The sequence below is a fragment of the Pseudomonas sp. COR18 genome, from assembly GCF_048568395.1.
Classification (GTDB): Bacteria; Pseudomonadota; Gammaproteobacteria; order Pseudomonadales; family Pseudomonadaceae; genus Aquipseudomonas; species Aquipseudomonas fuscovaginae_B.
Genome location: NZ_CP183808.1, coordinates 3614293 through 3631068 on the forward strand (window position 1 = coordinate 3614293; position 16776 = coordinate 3631068).

The 16776-nt window shown below is 63.3% G+C and carries 15 protein-coding genes; 12 read left to right on the top strand and 3 right to left on the bottom strand.

Going from position 1 to position 16776, the window contains the following annotated elements; all coding sequences use genetic code 11:
• Positions 1-2 precede the first annotated feature (2 nt).
• The 7 genes from ACM62G_RS16655 (at position 3) to ACM62G_RS16685 (ending at position 6995) form a co-directional block, all read left to right on the top strand.
• Entirely contained in the window at positions 3-929 is a 927-nt protein-coding gene (locus tag ACM62G_RS16655) for a glycosyltransferase family 2 protein (protein ID WP_419735188.1), read from the top strand.
• Positions 930-996: 67 nt separating this feature from the next.
• The gene (gene cysC / locus ACM62G_RS16660; protein ID WP_273824003.1) at positions 997-1647 is read left to right on the top strand and encodes an adenylyl-sulfate kinase; all 651 of its coding nucleotides are present in this window, start codon (positions 997-999) and stop codon (positions 1645-1647) included.
• 251 nt (positions 1648-1898) lie between these two features.
• On the top strand, positions 1899-2894 hold the full coding sequence (locus ACM62G_RS16665; protein WP_419735189.1) for a 2-dehydro-3-deoxygalactonokinase: 996 nt from the start codon (positions 1899-1901) through the stop codon (positions 2892-2894).
• Positions 2895-2908: 14 nt separating this feature from the next.
• Complete coding sequence (locus tag ACM62G_RS16670) at positions 2909-3529, top strand: 2-dehydro-3-deoxy-6-phosphogalactonate aldolase (RefSeq protein ID WP_054060625.1); 621 nt, start codon at positions 2909-2911, stop codon at positions 3527-3529.
• A 48-nt stretch (positions 3530-3577) separates the two neighbouring features.
• Positions 3578-4726 (top strand): galactonate dehydratase, encoded by a 1149-nt coding sequence (gene dgoD / locus ACM62G_RS16675; protein WP_054060626.1) that lies wholly within the window; start codon positions 3578-3580, stop codon positions 4724-4726.
• 91 nt (positions 4727-4817) lie between these two features.
• A complete protein-coding gene (locus ACM62G_RS16680; protein ID WP_054060627.1) occupies positions 4818-6128 on the top strand; it encodes an MFS transporter in 1311 nt (436 codons plus the stop codon).
• 63 nt (positions 6129-6191) lie between these two features.
• Positions 6192-6995, top strand: coding sequence for an IclR family transcriptional regulator (locus ACM62G_RS16685; protein WP_273823997.1), 804 nt, complete (start codon positions 6192-6194; stop codon positions 6993-6995).
• Positions 6996-6998: 3 nt separating this feature from the next.
• Here the strand turns inward: ACM62G_RS16685 and ACM62G_RS16690 are convergent, their stop codons facing one another.
• Positions 6999-7736: a FadR/GntR family transcriptional regulator gene (locus tag ACM62G_RS16690; protein ID WP_054060629.1), complete on the bottom strand. Its 738-nt coding sequence runs from the start codon at positions 7734-7736 to the stop codon at positions 6999-7001.
• 109 nt (positions 7737-7845) lie between these two features.
• Positions 7846-9582, bottom strand: coding sequence for an IlvD/Edd family dehydratase (locus tag ACM62G_RS16695; RefSeq protein ID WP_419735190.1), 1737 nt, complete (start codon positions 9580-9582; stop codon positions 7846-7848).
• Between the two features lie 191 nt (positions 9583-9773).
• On the opposite strand from ACM62G_RS16695, the gene araD1 reads away from it, so the two are divergent.
• From araD1 to araH, 5 genes are all read left to right on the top strand, one after another.
• The gene (araD1, locus tag ACM62G_RS16700) at positions 9774-10766 is read left to right on the top strand and encodes an AraD1 family protein (RefSeq protein WP_419735191.1); all 993 of its coding nucleotides are present in this window, start codon (positions 9774-9776) and stop codon (positions 10764-10766) included.
• Between the two features lie 110 nt (positions 10767-10876).
• Positions 10877-11752, top strand: coding sequence for an SMP-30/gluconolactonase/LRE family protein (locus tag ACM62G_RS16705; protein ID WP_419735192.1), 876 nt, complete (start codon positions 10877-10879; stop codon positions 11750-11752).
• Between the two features lie 74 nt (positions 11753-11826).
• Complete coding sequence (locus ACM62G_RS16710) at positions 11827-12831, top strand: substrate-binding domain-containing protein (protein WP_054060633.1); 1005 nt, start codon at positions 11827-11829, stop codon at positions 12829-12831.
• Between the two features lie 61 nt (positions 12832-12892).
• Positions 12893-14437 carry an L-arabinose ABC transporter ATP-binding protein AraG gene (gene araG, locus ACM62G_RS16715; RefSeq protein WP_419735193.1) on the top strand — a complete coding sequence of 515 codons (1545 nt, stop codon included), beginning with the start codon at positions 12893-12895 and terminating at the stop codon, positions 14435-14437.
• Positions 14438-14446: 9 nt separating this feature from the next.
• Positions 14447-15415, top strand: a complete 969-nt coding sequence (gene araH, locus ACM62G_RS16720) for an L-arabinose ABC transporter permease AraH (RefSeq protein ID WP_054063361.1) — start codon at positions 14447-14449, stop codon at positions 15413-15415.
• Positions 15416-15497: 82 nt separating this feature from the next.
• Here the strand turns inward: araH and ACM62G_RS16725 are convergent, their stop codons facing one another.
• Positions 15498-16646, bottom strand: coding sequence for an aldose epimerase family protein (locus tag ACM62G_RS16725; RefSeq protein WP_419735194.1), 1149 nt, complete (start codon positions 16644-16646; stop codon positions 15498-15500).
• Positions 16647-16776: the final 130 nt, after the last annotated feature.

Sequence of the window (16776 nt, forward strand, 5' to 3'; positions counted from 1 at the left end):
TCATGCCTGCCAGCGCTAGGTCCTGCGTACCCGACACACAGGAGCAGGAGCCGCTGATTTCCCTGCTGCTGCCGACTCGTGGACGCCCGGAACTGGTCGAACGTTTTTTCGCCAGCGTGGTTGCCACGGCAGAATGCCTGTCCGCCGTGGAGGTGATCCTGTATGTGGACGACGATGACCCCGGTAGCCACGACCTGCATTGCGACGCGGTGCATACCGTGCGGCTCATCGGGCCCAACCAGTCCATGGGGGCCTATAACACCGCCTGCCTGCACGCCTCGCGGGGGCAGATCATCGTGTTGGTCAACGATGACATGGTCATGCGTACGCCCGGTTGGGACCGCGAGCTCAGGGCCCTGGATCGGCGTTTCGCCGACCGGGTGTATCTCGGCTACTGCAACGACCTGCTGAAGAAGGGCGGCCTGGCCACGTTCCCCATCCTGTCACGCAGCACCTGCGAATTGCTGGTCGACCCTTACCCGGCCGCCTATGCCGGCGCGTTCATCGATTTCCATCTGTTCGACATCTTCAAGCGTATCCAGCATGAGGGGTTCGATCGCATCATCTATCTGGACGACGTGGTCTTCGAGCATCTGCATTATCGGACGGGCAAGGCTGACTTCGACGAAACCTACAGCAAGCGTGGGCGTTTCAAGGATGACCCCATTTTCATCACCCTGGGTGACAATCGTCGTGATGCCGCCAGGCGCGTCGTCCGGGCGTTGCGCGGCGAGTCCGTGGGCGAGGCGGTACTCAGTGGCGCCTCGGGTGATGGGCCGGCGAAGGAGCGGGGTGCCTTGTTCTTTTACTTCAGGCGGATCTTTCTTGACCGGCAGCTACCCTTGCGTTGGCGCACCTACCTGTGGATCTGGTTCACCCTGCGCCACTCGGCAGCCCATGGCCTGTTGAAACCCTTTGTCAAAGGGTGAGTCTTTGGAATCCGCCACGAACAGGTGCTGTGTACACCTGTCGTTTTCAACGCTGGAGAAGCAACTGATGAGCAGTGATGAAACCAGGCACCTGCCCGAGCCGGTGGAGCGCGATCTGCACTGGCAGTCGATCGAGATCGACAAGAGCGCACATGCCGCCCTCATGGGGCAGAAACCCGTTGTCCTGTGGTTTACCGGGCTGTCGGCCGCCGGCAAGACCACCGTCGCCAATCTGGTGGAAAAGCGTCTTCACGCGTTGGGGCGCCACAGTTATCTGCTCGATGGCGACAACGTACGGCAGGGGCTGAATGCCGACCTGGGGTTCAGTGATGAGGACCGTGCGGAGAATATCCGCCGTGTTGCGCATGTCGCGAAGCTGATGGTGGATGCCGGGTTGATCACCCTGGTGTCGTTCATCTCGCCTTTTCGGGCCGAGCGGGCGATGGCACGGGGCTTGTTCGAGGAGCACGAGTTCTACGAGATATTCATCGACACACCGTTGGCGGTCGCCGAAGAGCGCGATCCCAAGGGGCTGTACAAGAAGGCGCGCAGTGGCCAGCTCAAGAACTTCACCGGCATCGACTCGGTCTACGAGGTCCCGCAAGCCCCGGACATTCATATTGAAACGGTGCGCATGAGCGCCCAGCAAGCCGCTACTCATGTGGTGGATCATCTGATTCGCCAGGGATGCCTTGCTTCCAGCCACGCTGTTGCCTAGCTGTTGTTTCATACGCCGAATACGAAAACGCCGCGATCAACGCGGCGTTTTCGTTCTGCATGACGTATGGCGGGTCCCACGTATCGGAGAAGGTCTGATATCAGCTCAAATCGATTGATTCAGGCTGTATTTAGATTTTCCCAATATATGGGATGTAAATTTATATATTGAGATTATTGGCGTCTCGGGTTTATAGTCGCCTCCATCAGCTCCACGCACTCACTGTCCAAAAACAACTTTCAGGTGAAGCGATGCAGGCGCAATTGATCGCGCTCGATTGGGGGACGACCTCACTTCGGGCCTACAAACTCGCCGCGGGTGGCCAGGTGCTCGAACAGCGTTCGCTGTCGTCGGGCATCATGCAGTTGCCCAGTGTGCCGCGGATGATCGCCGGCCAACGGTGCGCCGATGGTTTTGAACTGGCTTTCGACGAGGCCTGTGGCGACTGGCTCGATGCCCAACCCGGGCTGGCGGTGATCGCCTGCGGCATGGTCGGCAGCGCCCAGGGCTGGTCCGAGGCCACCTATCGCGACACCCCGGCGAATGTCGCCAGCCTGGGCACCGCTCTCAACACCGTGCGCAGCCTGCGTGGCGTCGATGTGCATATCGTGCCCGGCGTGATCGAGCGTTCCCGCCTGCCGAACGTGATGCGCGGCGAAGAGACACAGGTCCTCGGCGCGCTGCAAGGCCTGCCGGCGGATGCTGGCGGCCCTCTGCTGATCGGCTTGCCGGGCAGCCATTCGAAATGGGTCGAGGTGGCTGACGGCTGCATCGTCCATTTCGACACCTTCATGACCGGCGAGCTGTTCGCCGTACTCAGTGAACACAGCATCCTGGGGCGTACCCAGCAGCGCGGTGCGCCCTTCGACAGCGAGGCGTTCGATCGCGGCGTCCGGGTGGCGCTCTCCTGCGAGGGTGAAAACGGCCCTCTCTCGACCTTGTTCAGCGCACGCACGCTGGGGCTGACGGGCGAACTGAGCCCGGCCGGACAGACCGACTACCTGTCGGGCCTGTTGATTGGCCATGAGCTTGCCGCCCTTGCCAATGCCCAGCGCCGTCGACGCGACAGCGCCGACCTGCCGTCGATCATGCTGATCGGCAATGCCCAACTTTGTGCCCGCTACAGCCGGGCGCTCGAGCGTTGCGGTTTTGCCCGGGCAATCCTGGCCGAACACGCCACCGAGCGTGGTCTGTGGCACCTGGCCGAAGCCGCCGGGCTGCTGGGCCGGACGCCTGCGTTCAATTAGACAAGAGGTCTGACATGCTCAAGCAAGCACTGGCGAAAAACGGCCTGATCGCAATTCTTCGCGGTCTGCGTCCGCAAGAGGCGGCGGCCATCGGCGAGGTGTTGTACCAGGCCGGTTTCCGTGTCATCGAGGTGCCGCTCAACTCTCCCGAACCGTACGAAAGTATCCGCATTCTGCGCAGCCTGTTGCCCGCCGATTGCCTGATCGGTGCCGGCACGGTGCTGACCCCGGAACAGGTCGGGCAGGTGAAGGCCGCAGGGGGGCAGGTGATCGTCATGCCCCACAGTGATCCCCGGGTCCTGCGGGCGGCCAGGACGGCAGGGCTGTACCTGTCGCCAGGTGTCGCCACGCCGACCGAGGCCTTTGCCGCGCTGGCCGAAGGCGCCGATGTGCTGAAGATGTTCCCCGCCGAGCAGATGGGCCCGGCAGTGGTCAAGGCCTGGCTGGCGGTGCTGCCGGCGGGAACGTTGCTGATCCCGGTCGGCGGAATCACTCCGGACAACATGCCAGCGTTCGTCGAGGCGGGCGTCAGTGGTTTCGGCCTGGGCTCCGGGCTGTTCAAGCCGGGGCTGAGTGCCGACGAAACGGCGCTGCGGGCCAAGGCTTACGTGCAGGCCTGGAACGCATTGCGTTAAGACTTCCCGGCGCCGTGTGCGCTGCATCCCGACAAGAGAGACGACACGATGAAAATCACCAAGCTGACGACCTTTATCGTTCCGCCACGCTGGCTGTTCCTCAAGGTCGAAACCGATGAAGGCGTGACCGGTTGGGGCGAGCCGGTGGTCGAGGGCCGGGCCCACACGGTCGCGGCGGCGGTCGATGAGTTGTCGGATTACCTGGTCGGCAAGGACCCGCGCAATATCGAGGACATCTGGACCGTGCTCTATCGCGGCGGCTTCTATCGTGGCGGCGCCGTGCACATGAGCGCCCTGGCCGGGATCGACCAGGCGCTGTGGGACATCAAGGGCAAGGCCCTGGGGGTGTCGGTCAGCGATCTGCTGGGTGGTCAGGTGCGCGAGCGTATCCGCGTGTACTCGTGGATCGGCGGCGACCGTCCGGCCGACACCGCCCGGGCTGCCAGGGAAGCCGTCGGCCGGGGGTTCACCGCGGTGAAGATGAATGGCACCGAAGAGCTGCAATTCGTCGACAGTTTCGAAAAGGTCGACCTGGCCCTGGCCAACGTCGCCGCCGTGCGCGACGCGGTGGGGCCGAACGTCGGCATCGGCGTGGACTTCCATGGCCGGGTGCACAAGCCCATGGCCAAGGTGTTGATGAAGGAACTCGACGCCTACAAGCTGATGTTCATCGAGGAGCCGGTGCTCAGCGAAAACTACGAGGCCCTGAAGGAGCTGGCACCGCTGACCAGCACGCCGATCGCGCTGGGGGAGCGTCTGTTTTCGCGCTGGGATTTCAAGCGGGTGCTCAGCGAAGGTTACGTCGACATCATCCAGCCGGATGCCTCCCATGCCGGCGGAATCACCGAAACCCGCAAGATCGCCAACATGGCCGAAGCCTATGACGTGGCGCTGGCGTTGCATTGTCCGTTGGGCCCGATTGCCCTGGCGGCCTGCCTGCAACTGGATGCGGCTTGCTACAACGCCTTCATCCAGGAGCAGAGCCTGGGCATCCATTACAACGAAAGCAATGACCTGCTGGATTACGTCAGGGACCCTCGGGTGTTCGACTATGACCAGGGGTTCGTGAAGATCCCGAATGGCCCGGGGCTGGGCATCGAGATCAACGAGGCCTACGTGACGGAACGCGCCGCCATCGGTCATCGCTGGCGCAACCCGATCTGGCGCCATGCCGACGGCAGTTTTGCCGAGTGGTGATGGCGGGCTTATCCATCAGGGAGGGGCCGTGAGCGGACCCCGACATCGTTGTGAATGAACGCCCTCAATAACCATAAGAAGAGGCACACCCATGCAACCGGAAGTCCTGACCGGGCAGGCGTCTTTGCTGACGCCGAGCCGCAAGCGCTTTTTCATCATGGTCCTGCTGTTCATCACCGTGGTGATCAACTACCTGGACCGCAGCAACCTGTCGATCGCCGCCCCCGCGTTGACCAGTGAACTGGGGATCGACCCGATTCATGTCGGGCTGATTTTCTCGGCGTTCGGCTGGACCTACGCGGCGATGCAGATCCCCGGTGGCTGGCTGGTGGACCGGGTGCCACCACGCCTGCTCTACAGTCTGGCGCTGTTGTTGTGGTCGGCGGCCACGCTGCTGCTCGGTTTCGCTGCCAGCTTCATCGCGCTGTTCGTCCTGCGCATGGCCGTGGGGGCGCTGGAAGCTCCCGCCTATCCGATCAACAGCCGTGTGGTGACCACCTGGTTTCCCGAGCGCGAGCGCGCGACCGCCATCGGTTTCTACACCTCCGGGCAGTTCGTCGGGCTGGCCTTTCTGACGCCGCTGCTGGCTTGGCTGCAGCATCGATACGGTTGGCACATGGTGTTCATCAGCACTGGGGTGGTGGGCATTCTCTGGGCGTTCGTCTGGTACGCGGTGTATCGCGAGCCGCGGGAGTTCAAGGGGGTCAACCCGGCGGAAATCGACCTGATCCGCGAGGGCGGCGGGCTGGTGGATATCCAGGCCGAGACCGCCCGGCGCAAGGCGCCGTTCAGCTGGACCGACCTGGGTATCGTGTTGAGCCAGCGCAAGTTGTGGGGCATCTACCTCGGGCAGTTCTGCCTCAATTCGACGTTGTGGTTTTTCCTGACCTGGTTTCCGACCTATCTGGTGAAATACCGCGGCATGGATTTCATCAAGTCCGGCCTGCTGGCCTCGGTGCCGTTTCTCGCGGCTTTCGTCGGCGTGCTGTGCTCGGGGCTGTTCTCCGACTGGCTGATCCGCCGTGGCGCGACGCTCGGTCTGGCCCGCAAGTTGCCGATCATCGGCGGCCTGCTGATTTCCACCGTGATCATCGGGGCAAACTTCGTCGAATCGACACCCTGGGTGATCGCCTGCCTGGCGCTGGCGTTTTTCGGCAACGGGATGGCCTCGATCAGTTGGTCGCTGGTCTCGACCCTGGCGCCGGCGCGCCTGTTGGGGCTGACGGGCGGAGTATTCAACTGCATCGGCAACCTGGCGGCGATCGCCACGCCGATCGTGATCGGCTTTCTCGTCAGCGGCGACTCCTTCGCCCCCGGGATCACCTACATCGCCGCGCTGGCATTGATCGGCGCGCTGTCCTATGTGGTGCTGGTGGGCAAGGTGGCGCGGATCGAACTCTAGGCAAGGGCAAGAGCGGGCGACCATAATGCCGCCCGTTCTCTCGCTCATTGTTGAAGGCCGGATATGCAGGAAGACGCCGCGAAAAACGCCAAGGACGCCGCACCGACGGGGACTCAGACGCTGCTGCGCGGTCTGGCGGTGGTCCAGGCCGTTGCCAGCGGGGCCCGAGACCTCAAGGAAATTGCCCGGCTGATCGGCACCACCCGCAGCACCACCCATCGCCTGGCCAGTTGCCTGGTGGAGGAGCGCTATCTGCGGGTCGTGCCGCAAATCGGTTACCTGCTCGGCCCCAGGCTGATAGAGCTGGGTTTCCAGGCGCGCGAGGCCGTACCGCTGGTGACCCTGGCCGGGCCGTATCTGGATGAGTTGTCGGCGTTGACCGGCGATACCATCCACCTGGCGATCCGTGAAGACGATGACGTGCTGTACCTGCACAAGAATCCCGGCCGTAATGGCCCGGAAATGCGTTCGCGGGTCGGGCACCGCATGCCGTTGGCGCGCACCGGGATCGGCAAGGCGTTGCTGCTCGATGACTCGCCAGAAGAGTGGCAGCGCCTGTATCGGATCAGTTTGCCGGTGGGCGGCAGGACCCCGTCATGGCCGTTGCAGCCGGTGTCATCCTGGGAGCAGTTCGAGCAGCGCATGCTGGAATACGTGGCGGGGGGCTACGCCTTCGATCTGGAAGACAACGAGCCGTCGATCCGCTGTGTCGCGGCGCCGATACGCGATGCCAGCCAGCAGATCGTCGCCGGGATCAGCATCGCCAGTACCGTGCCCTATATGCCGTTGGAGAAAATGGCCGAGCTGGTGCCGTTGATCAAACAGGTCGCCGCTCGGCTCTCCGCGGAGTTGGGGGCGAGGGTCTGAGTGCTATAGCGGGGTGAGGATGTTCATCACGGTATCCAGGGCGACCCGGGTATCGTCGAGCTGCACCAGCGAGGCATGTCGCGCACCGAGGGCGTCGCGATTCTGGATGGCGGTGAGGATCGCCTTGTGCCGGGGCAGGCTGAGGCCTTGAATATCGGGGCGGCGGTTGGTGATGCTGATGGATTCGCGCAGGGGCAACGACAACATGTTGCACATGTAGGCGAGCAGATCGTTGCGGGTGGCGTCGGCGATCGCCCGGTGGAAATCCAGGTCCGCCTGCAGCAGCTGCTCGTGGGTCTGCGCCTTCTCCATGGCCAGGTAGGCTTTTTCGATCACCGCGATGTCTTCGTCGGTGGCCGTGGTGGCGGCCATCGCGGCGATTTCCGGTTCCAGGATCCGGCGCACGCCGGCCAGGGTGTTGAAAAACTCGCTGTGGGGCGTCGACTGCATCAGCCAGGTCAGAACGTCGGGATCGAGCAGGTGCCACTTCGGGCGCGGGCGCACCACTGCACCGACCCGCGGCTTGGAGTACACCAGGCCCTTGGCGCTGAGCACCCGGGTGGCTTCGCGCAGCACCGAGCGACTGACCTGGTACTCCTCGCACAGCGTCGACTCCATGGGCAGGCGCTCTTCCGGCTTGAAGCGTCCGGAGACAATCTGCATGCCCAGTTCCTGAACGATCCGGTTATGCATGCTCTTGCGCGGAGTGTTCTTGCGTGGCTTGGAGGGCTGCTGATCCATAGACGGGACGGTGCTCTGGTGAAAAGGGTTGCATCATAACATCGCTCCCGGCTTCATCAGGTGCTCTCGCGTGCCTGAGCCGCCGGGTGACGACGCCATGGCCTGCCGGTCAGTGGGAATGCTGCGGGATCTCGGCGCCACGGCAACCTACCAGGAAGTCGAAGTCGCAGCCCTGGTCGGCTTGCAGCACATGGTCGATGTACAACTGGCGATAGCCGCCCGCGATCGGTGGCTTCGGTGCCTGCAGGTCGGCCATGCGCGCTGCCAGTTCGGCGTCCGGAATGTCCAGGTGCAGGCGGCCATTGGCACAGTCGAGTTCGATCCAGTCGCCCTCCTGCACACAGGCCAGCGGGCCGCCGGCCGCCGCTTCCGGCGCGACGTGCAGCACCACCGTGCCGTAGGCCGTGCCGCTCATGCGTGCGTCGGAGATCCGCACCATGTCGGTGACACCCTGGGCCAGCAGCTTGGCCGGCAGCCCCATGTTGCCCACTTCCGCCATGCCGGGATAACCCTTGGGCCCACAGTTTTTCATCACCAGCACCGAGCTGGCGTCGACCTCCAGTTCCGGGTCGTTGATCCGCGCCTTGTACTGGTCGAAGTTCTCGAACACCACCGCCCGACCGCGATGCTGCATCAGTTCGGGGGTCGCGGCCGAGGGCTTGAGCACGGCCCCCAGAGGAGCCAGGTTGCCACGCAGGACGCAGATGCCGCCGTCCGCCCGCAACGGGTTGGAGAGCGGCCGAATCACTTCGTCCTTACCGTAGATCGGTGCGTCCCGGGTGTTCTCGCCGATCGACCTGCCATTCACGGTGAGGGCGTCGGGGTGGGGAATCAGGTTGGCTTCGCCGAGGCGGCGCAATACCGCCGGCAGGCCACCGGCATAGTAGAACTCTTCCATCAGGAAGCGCCCGGACGGTTGCAGGTCGACGATGGTCGGCATGCCGCGGCCGATGCGGGTCCAGTCGTCCAGATCGAGTTCGACGCCGATGCGCCCGGCGATCGCCTTCAGGTGAATCACCGCATTGGTCGAGCCGCCGATGGCGGCGTTGACGCGGATGGCGTTTTCGAAAGCCTGCCGGGTGAGGATCTTCGACAGTTTCAAGCCTTCCCGGACCATCTCCACCGCCCGCATGCCGGACATGTGCGCCAGCACGTAGCGCCGCGCGTCGACCGCCGGAATCGCCGCGTTGTGGGGCAGGGAGGTGCCCAGCGCCTCGGCCATGCAGGCCATCGTCGAGGCGGTGCCCATGGTGTTGCAGGTGCCGGCCGAACGCGACATGCCGCCCTCGGCCGCGAGGAAGTCGTCGAGGCTGATGGTGCCCGCCTTGACCTGTTCGCTGAGCTGCCAGACCACCGTGCCCGAGCCGATGTCCTGGCCCTTGTGCTTGCCGTTGAGCATCGGCCCGCCAGTGACGACGATGGCCGGCACGTCGCAACTGGCGGCGCCCATCAGCAGCGCCGGGGTGGTCTTGTCGCAACCGGTGAGCAGCACCACGCCGTCGATCGGGTTGCCGCGAATGGCTTCCTCGACGTCCATGCTGGCCAGGTTGCGGGTGAGCATGGCGGTCGGGCGCAGGTTCGATTCACCGTTGGAGAACACCGGGAACTCCACGGGAAAGCCGCCGGCCTCGATCACCCCGCGTTTGACATGCTCGGCGATCTGGCGGAAGTGCGCGTTGCACGGGGTCAGCTCCGACCAGGTGTTGCAGATGCCGATGATGGGCTTGCCATGGAACTGATGGTCGGCGATGCCCTGGTTCTTCATCCAGCTGCGGTACATGAAGCCGTTCTTGTCGGCGGTACCGAACCAGTGGGCGGAACGCAGGTCGAGTTTTTTATCAGACATGGTCAGCTCTCTTATCGTAAGACTATATTGTGCTTCCTGCGGGCTAAAATAAGCTCAAAATCTCATGTTTGGAAGTGTTGTTGAGTAAATAGTAATACTATATAGTCGGTTTCAACTGAGGTAGGGCGTTGCGCTCTGGCGCCGTTGCCCGCGTTACCACTCGTGCTTGGCAGGCAATCAGGAGAAGCTTCATGCGTTTGGTCCAGTTCGAATTGAGCAACGGCGAGCGTCGGGTGGGAGTGGTCGAGGAGGGCCAGGTACGCGAGGTGCGTCTGGCGCGCACGGTGCGCGAGCTGGCACTGGCCGCCATCGAGGCGGGCGTCGATCTGCGGCGTCAGGTGGAGAGCCTAGGCCTGGGTGCCGGCCACGACTACGCCACGTTGCTGGCCGAGCTGAGAGTGCTGCCGCCGCTGGATCACCCGGACCCGGCCCACATGCTGGTCAGCGGCACCGGCCTGACCCATCTGGGCAGTGCGGCGGCGCGGGACAAGATGCACCAGCAGGCCGGTGACGACAGCGCGATGACCGACAGCCTGCGGATCTTCAAATGGGGTGTGGAGGGCGGCAAACCCGCCTCCGGTCAGGCCGGCGTGCAACCTGAGTGGTTCTACAAGGGCGACGGCAGCATCGTCGTGCGCCCGGGCCAGCCCTTTGCATTGCCACCCTTTGCCGAAGACGCCGGCGAAGAGCCGGAAATCGGCGGCCTGTATGTCATCGGCCACGATGGCAAGCCTTATCGCCTGGGCTTCGCCGTGGGCAACGAATTCTCCGACCATGTGATGGAGCGCAAGAACTACCTGTACCTGGCCCACTCCAAGTTGCGCAATTGCAGCTATGGTCCAGAGCTGCGGGTGGGCGAGCTGCCCCGGCACCTGGTGGGCAGCAGCCGCATTTTGCGCAATGGCGAGGTCGTGTGGCAGAGCGAGTTCCTCAGTGGCGAAGCCAACATGTGCCACAGCCTGGAAAATCTCGAGTACCACCACTTCAAGTACAGCCAGTTCCTGCGTCCGGGTGACGTGCACATTCACTTCTTCGGCACCGCGACCCTGTCGTTCGCCGACGGTGTGCGTACGCAGCCGGGAGATGTGTTCGAGATCAGCCAGGCGGAGTTCGGTGCGCCGTTGATCAATGGTGTGGGCGTCGTCGACGCGGTGCTGGTGCCCGGAGCCATAGGGATGCTTTAGGGAAAGCGATACAAGCCCGGCTCCTACAGGGATCGTGTTGCGCCAATGCCCTTGTGCCAGGGCCCACAACCTCATCGGCGTCTGAAAACAAAAGCAAGCCAGGAGGCCTCATGTCGTGGACCGCTGTGACTGAACACCGTGCGCAACTGGGCGAAGGCCCGTTCTGGGACGCGCCCGGTCAGGCCCTGTATTGGGTCGATATCGCCGGCCGGCAGGCGCTGCGCCTGAGCGGCGCCGGCCTGCAGGCCTGGCAGTTGCCGGAGCCGGTGTCGGCCTTCATTCCCTGTGAGAGCGGCGATGCTCTGGTGACCCTGAGCAGTGGCGTGTATCGATTGGATCTCGCCAGTGCGCCACAGGCGCCGCGCCTGACGCTGCTGTGTATCGCCGATCCGCAACCGGGCAACCGGGCCAATGAGGCCCGCTGCGATGCCCAGGGTCGACTCTGGCTGGGCACCATGCAGAACAATATCGGCGAGCGGGGCGAGGATCTTCCTGTACGGCATCGCCGCGGTGGTCTGTTCCGGATCGATGCCGATGCGCGTGCGACGCCTCTGTTACGCGGACTGGGCATCCCCAATACCCTGCTTTGGAGCGAGGACGGCACCCAGCTGTATTTTGGCGACAGCCTGGACGGCACGTTGTATCGCTATCCGGTTGCCAGCAACGGCCAGCTCGGGCCGGCGCAGGAGTGGTTCGGGCCACATCCGCGTGGCGTACCGGACGGCTCGGCGATGGACGCCGAAGGCTATCTATGGAACGCCCGTTGGGACGGCGGTTGCCTGCTCAGGCTGGCGCCCAATGGCGAAGTCGACCGGTTGATCGAATTGCCCGTCAGCCGGCCCACCAGCTGCGTATTCGGTGGCCCGGACCTGCGCACCTTGTACATCACCAGCGCCGCCAGCCCGTTCGAGCACCCCCTGGATGGTGCGGTGCTGGCCATCGAGCTGGACATCCCGGGGACACGCTGTCATCGATTCGCTGGATAGTTTTACCCGCATCAGGTTGCACCGCTTCACAACTCGTTCTCATGAAAGACACAACAAAAACAAGGAGTCACCTCATGAATCGTCATCGCGGTATCCGTTCCCTGTGCTGTGCCGCCCTGGCGGTATCGGCGTTCGGCCTGGGCAGTCTGTTGCAGGCTGCCGAACCGGTGAAGATCGGCTTTCTGGTCAAGCAGGCGGAGGAGCCCTGGTTCCAGACCGAATGGGCTTTCGCCGAAAAGGCCAGCAAGGACAAGGGCTTTACCCTGATCAAGATCGCCGTGCCGGACGGCGAGAAAACCCTCTCGGCCATCGACAGCCTCGCCGCCAACGGTGCCAAGGGCTTCGTGATCTGCCCGCCGGACGTGTCCCTGGGCCCGGCGATCGTGGCGAAGGCCAAGGCCAACGACCTGAAAGTGATCGCCGTGGATGACCGCTTCGTCGACGCCAGCGGCAAGTTCATGGAGGACGTCCCCTACCTGGGCATGGCCGCGTACGAAGTGGGCCAGAAACAGGGCGCCGCGATGGCCGCCGAAGCGAAGAAGCGCGGTTGGGACTGGAAGGACACCTACGCGGTGATCAATACCTACAACGAGCTCGACACCGGCAAGAAGCGCACCGACGGTTCGGTCAAATCCCTCGAGGCCGCCGGCCTGCCGAAAGACCACATCCTGTTTACGCCGCTCAAGACCCTCGACGTGCCGGGCAGCATGGACTCCACCAGCTCGGCACTGGTGAAACTGCCGGCTTCGGCGAAGAACCTGATCATCGGCGGCATGAACGACAACACCGTGCTGGGTGGCGTGCGTGCCACCGAGAGCGCCGGTTTTGCCGCCGCCAATGTCATTGGTGTCGGGATCAATGGCACCGACGCCATCGGCGAACTGAAGAAACCCAGCAGCGGCTTTTTCGGCTCGATGCTGCCCAGCCCGCACCTGGAGGGCTACAACACCGCGAGCATGATGTTCGAATGGGTCACCACCGGCAAGGAACCACCGAAGTACACCGCGATGGATGAGGTGACGCTGATCACGCGCGACAACTTCAAGCAGGAACTGGAAAAGATCGGCCTGTGGAAGTGACGGTCGGTTTTGCTCGGCGGCCCTGGCGACGGGGCCGCCTGGTCGGGGTGACGAGGTGGTTATGCATGCGCAATTGAACAGACAGCAGCACAGTGTTGGCGCCAGTTTGTGTTTCAACGGGATCGGCAAGACCTTCCCCGGGGTCAAGGCGCTGGACGGTATCAGTTTCACTGCCCACCCGGGGCAGGTCCATGCCCTGATGGGGGAGAACGGCGCCGGCAAGTCGACCTTGCTCAAGGTTCTCGGCGGTGCCTACAGCCCCAGCAGCGGCCATCTGCAGATCGGCGGGCAGACGATGGCCTTCAAGTGCGCCGCCGACAGCATCGCCTGCGGCGTGGCCGTCATCCACCAGGAGTTGCACCTGGTGCCGGAAATGACCGTGGCGGAGAACCTGTTCCTCGGGCATTTGCCGAGCCGTTTCGGGGTGATCAACCGCAGCGCGTTGCGCCAGCATGCGCTGGACTGTCTCAAGGGCCTGGCCGACGAGATCGACCCGCAGCAGAAGCTGGGCCGCCTGTCCCTGGGCCAGCGGCAGTTGGTGGAAATCGCCAAGGCCCTGTCCCGTGGCGCCCATGTGATTGCCTTCGACGAACCCACCAGCAGCCTGTCGGCCCGGGAGATCGAACGCCTGATGGCGATCATCGGACGCCTGCGGGACGAGGGCAAGGTGGTGCTCTACGTGTCCCATCGCATGGAGGAAGTGTTCCGTATCTGCGATGCGGTGACCGTATTCAAGGACGGACGCTACGTGCGTACCTTCGAGGACATGAGCACGCTGACCCAAGATCAGCTGGTCACCTGCATGGTCGGTCGCGACATTCAGGACATCTACGATTACCGCCCTCGTCCACGCGGCGCGGTGGCGCTCAAGGTCGATGGCCTGCTGGGGCCGGGGTTGCGCGAGCCGGTGAGTTTCGAGGCGCACAAGGGCGAGATTCTTGGCCTGTTCGGCCTGGTCGGGGCGGGCCGTACCGAGCTGTTGCGCCTGCTGGGTGGCCTTGAGCGGATGACCGCCGGCAGCCTGCAACTGTGCGATGAGGCTCTGCAGTTGCGCTCGCCGCGCGACGCCATTGCCGCCGGTGTCCTGCTGTGCCCCGAGGACCGCAAGAAGGAGGGCATCATGCCGCTCTCCAGTGTGGCCGAGAACATCAACATCAGCGCCCGCCGCGCCCATTCCACCTTTGGCTGGCTGTTGCGTGACGGTTGGGAGAAGGGCAACGCCGACAAGCAGATCAAGGCGCTGAAAGTGAAAACGCCCAATCCGGCGCAGAAAATCCTGTATCTGTCCGGGGGCAATCAGCAGAAGGCCATTCTGGGGCGCTGGCTGTCGATGCCGATGAAAGTCCTGCTGCTCGACGAGCCGACGCGCGGCATCGATGTCGGCGCGAAGGCCGAGATCTACCAGATCATCCATGACCTGGCGGCCAGCGGGATTGCGGTCATCGTCGTGTCCAGCGACCTGATGGAAGTGATGGGCATTTCCGACCGCATCCTGGTGCTGTGCGAAGGCGCGATGCGGGGCGAAAAGAGCCGTGAACAGGCCAATGAATCCAACCTGCTGCAACTGGCCTTGCCGCGCCAACGCGCCGATGGCCTGGAGAACTGAGAGGTGACCATGACAAGCCAAAACAATACATTGCCAGTCGCGCGCAAACCCCTGGACCTGCGCAGCCTGCTGGACAATTGGGCGATGCTGCTGGCCGCGCTGGGGATCTTCGTCCTCTGCACCCTGCTGATCGACAACTTCCTGTCGCCGCTGAACATGCGGGGCCTGGGCCTGGCGATTTCCACCACCGGCATTGCCGCGTGCACCATGTTGTATTGCCTGGCGTCCGGGCATTTCGACCTGTCGGTGGGCTCGGTGATCGCCTGTGCCGGGGTGGTGGCCGCGGTGGTGATGCGCGACACCGACAGCGTGTTTCTCGGTATCGCCGCGGCGCTGCTGATGGGGCTGCTGGTCGGGCTGATCAATGGGATCGTGATTGCCAAGCTGCGGGTCAACGCCCTGATCACCACGCTGGCGACCATGCAGATCGTGCGGGGCCTGGCCTATATCTTTGCCAACGGCAAGGCGGTGGGCGTGTCCCAGGACTCGTTTTTCGTCTACGGCAATGGCCAGTTGTTCGGTGTGCCGGTGCCGATCCTGATCACCATCGCCTGCTTCCTGTTCTTTGGCTGGTTGCTCAACTACACCACCTACGGGCGCAATACCATGGCCATTGGTGGTAACCAGGAGGCGGCGTTGCTGGCCGGGGTCAATGTCGATCGGACCAAGATCGTCATCTTTGCCGTGCACGGAGTCGTGGGTGCCCTGGCCGGGGTGATCCTGGCATCGCGCATGACCTCGGGTCAGCCGATGATCGGCCAGGGCTTCGAGCTGACGGTGATTTCCGCCTGCGTGCTGGGCGGGGTGTCGTTGAGCGGTGGGGTGGGCATGATTCGGCACGTGATTGCCGGGGTGCTGATTCTGGCGATCATCGAGAACGCGATGAACCTGAAGAACATCGACACGTTCTACCAGTACGTGATTCGCGGTTCCATCCTGCTGCTGGCGGTGGTGATCGATCGCCTGAAGCAGCGCTGATCCTTCGGCGCAAGCTATCGCCGTCCCTCCAACCTGCTGGAGCTGCAGAGCCTCGACAAGGCCCGGCAGCTCCAGCAGGTTTTCAGTTGGCCGAGAACTTCAGGATGGTGTTCTGGGTATAGGTCTGGCCCGGATCCAGCCGCGTGGTCGGGAAGCCCGGCTGGTTCGGCGAGTCGGGGTAGTGCTGGGTTTCCAGGGTGAACGCTCCCCAATGTGCATAGACCTTGCCCGCCTTGCCCTTGACCGAGCCGTCGAGGAAGTTGCTGGTGTAGAACTGTACCCCGGGCTCGCTGGTGTAGAGCTGCAGGCGGCGACCGGATTGCGGGTCGTGCACCTCGGCGGCCAGTCGGCTGACGTCGCCCTTGGCATCCAGGACCCAGTTGAAGTCGAAGCCACCCTGCTTCGGCTCGGCGAACTTGAGCTGTGGATGATTATCCCTGATGTGCTGGCCGATGGCGGTCGGCTGACGAAAATCCATCGGCGTACCGGCCACCGGAGCCAGTTCACCGGTGGGAATCAGGCTGCGGGTGACGGGGGTGTAATGGCTGGCGTACAAGGTGGCGAGTTGCCTGAGCACATCACCGTTGCCGGCTCCGGCGAGATTGAAGTAGCTGTGGTTGGTGAGGTTCAATACCGTTGGCTGGTCCGTGGTTGCCTTGTAGTCGATGCGCAGCTCGTTATGGTCGTTGAGGCTGTAGGTGACCTCGACATTCAGGTTGCCGGGAAACCCCATTTCCCCCGCCTTCGACAGGTAGCTCAACTTCACCCCGACCGAGTCCTTGCCGCTGACCGGCTGCGCTTTCCAGACCCGCTTGTCAAAACCCTGTGGGCCGCCGTGCAGCGCGTTGGGGCCATCGTTGAGCGGTACCTGATAACGCTTGCCGTCCAGCTCGAACGCACCGTTGGCCAGGCGATTGCCGTAGCGGCCGATGGTGGCGCCGAAGAACGCGGTACCGCTCTGGTAGCCCTGGACATCGTCGAAGCCCAGTACCACGTCGTCGACCTTGCCGTTCTTATCCGGCACCTTCAATGACTGCAGGATGCCGCCGTAGGTGATGACCGTGGCCTGCAGGCCATGGCTGTTGCGCAACACATACTGCTCGATCGCGGCTCCATCATGGGTCTTGCCAAAGGCCTTGTGTTCGCTGGACAGGCCACTGGCCTGGAGGCCCTGGCTGGCAATCATCAGGGACAAGCCAAGGCCGCAAAGCGGGTGTCGGGAGTGCAACATGGTCGAACCTCCATTTATTGTTTTAAGTTGAATAGTTCTACTAATTTGCGATATTTTGTCGTTAAGGCAGTAGATTTATAGTCTGATCTGTCGATTTTTCAATATAAAATAAGACTAATTGAGTTGGCAG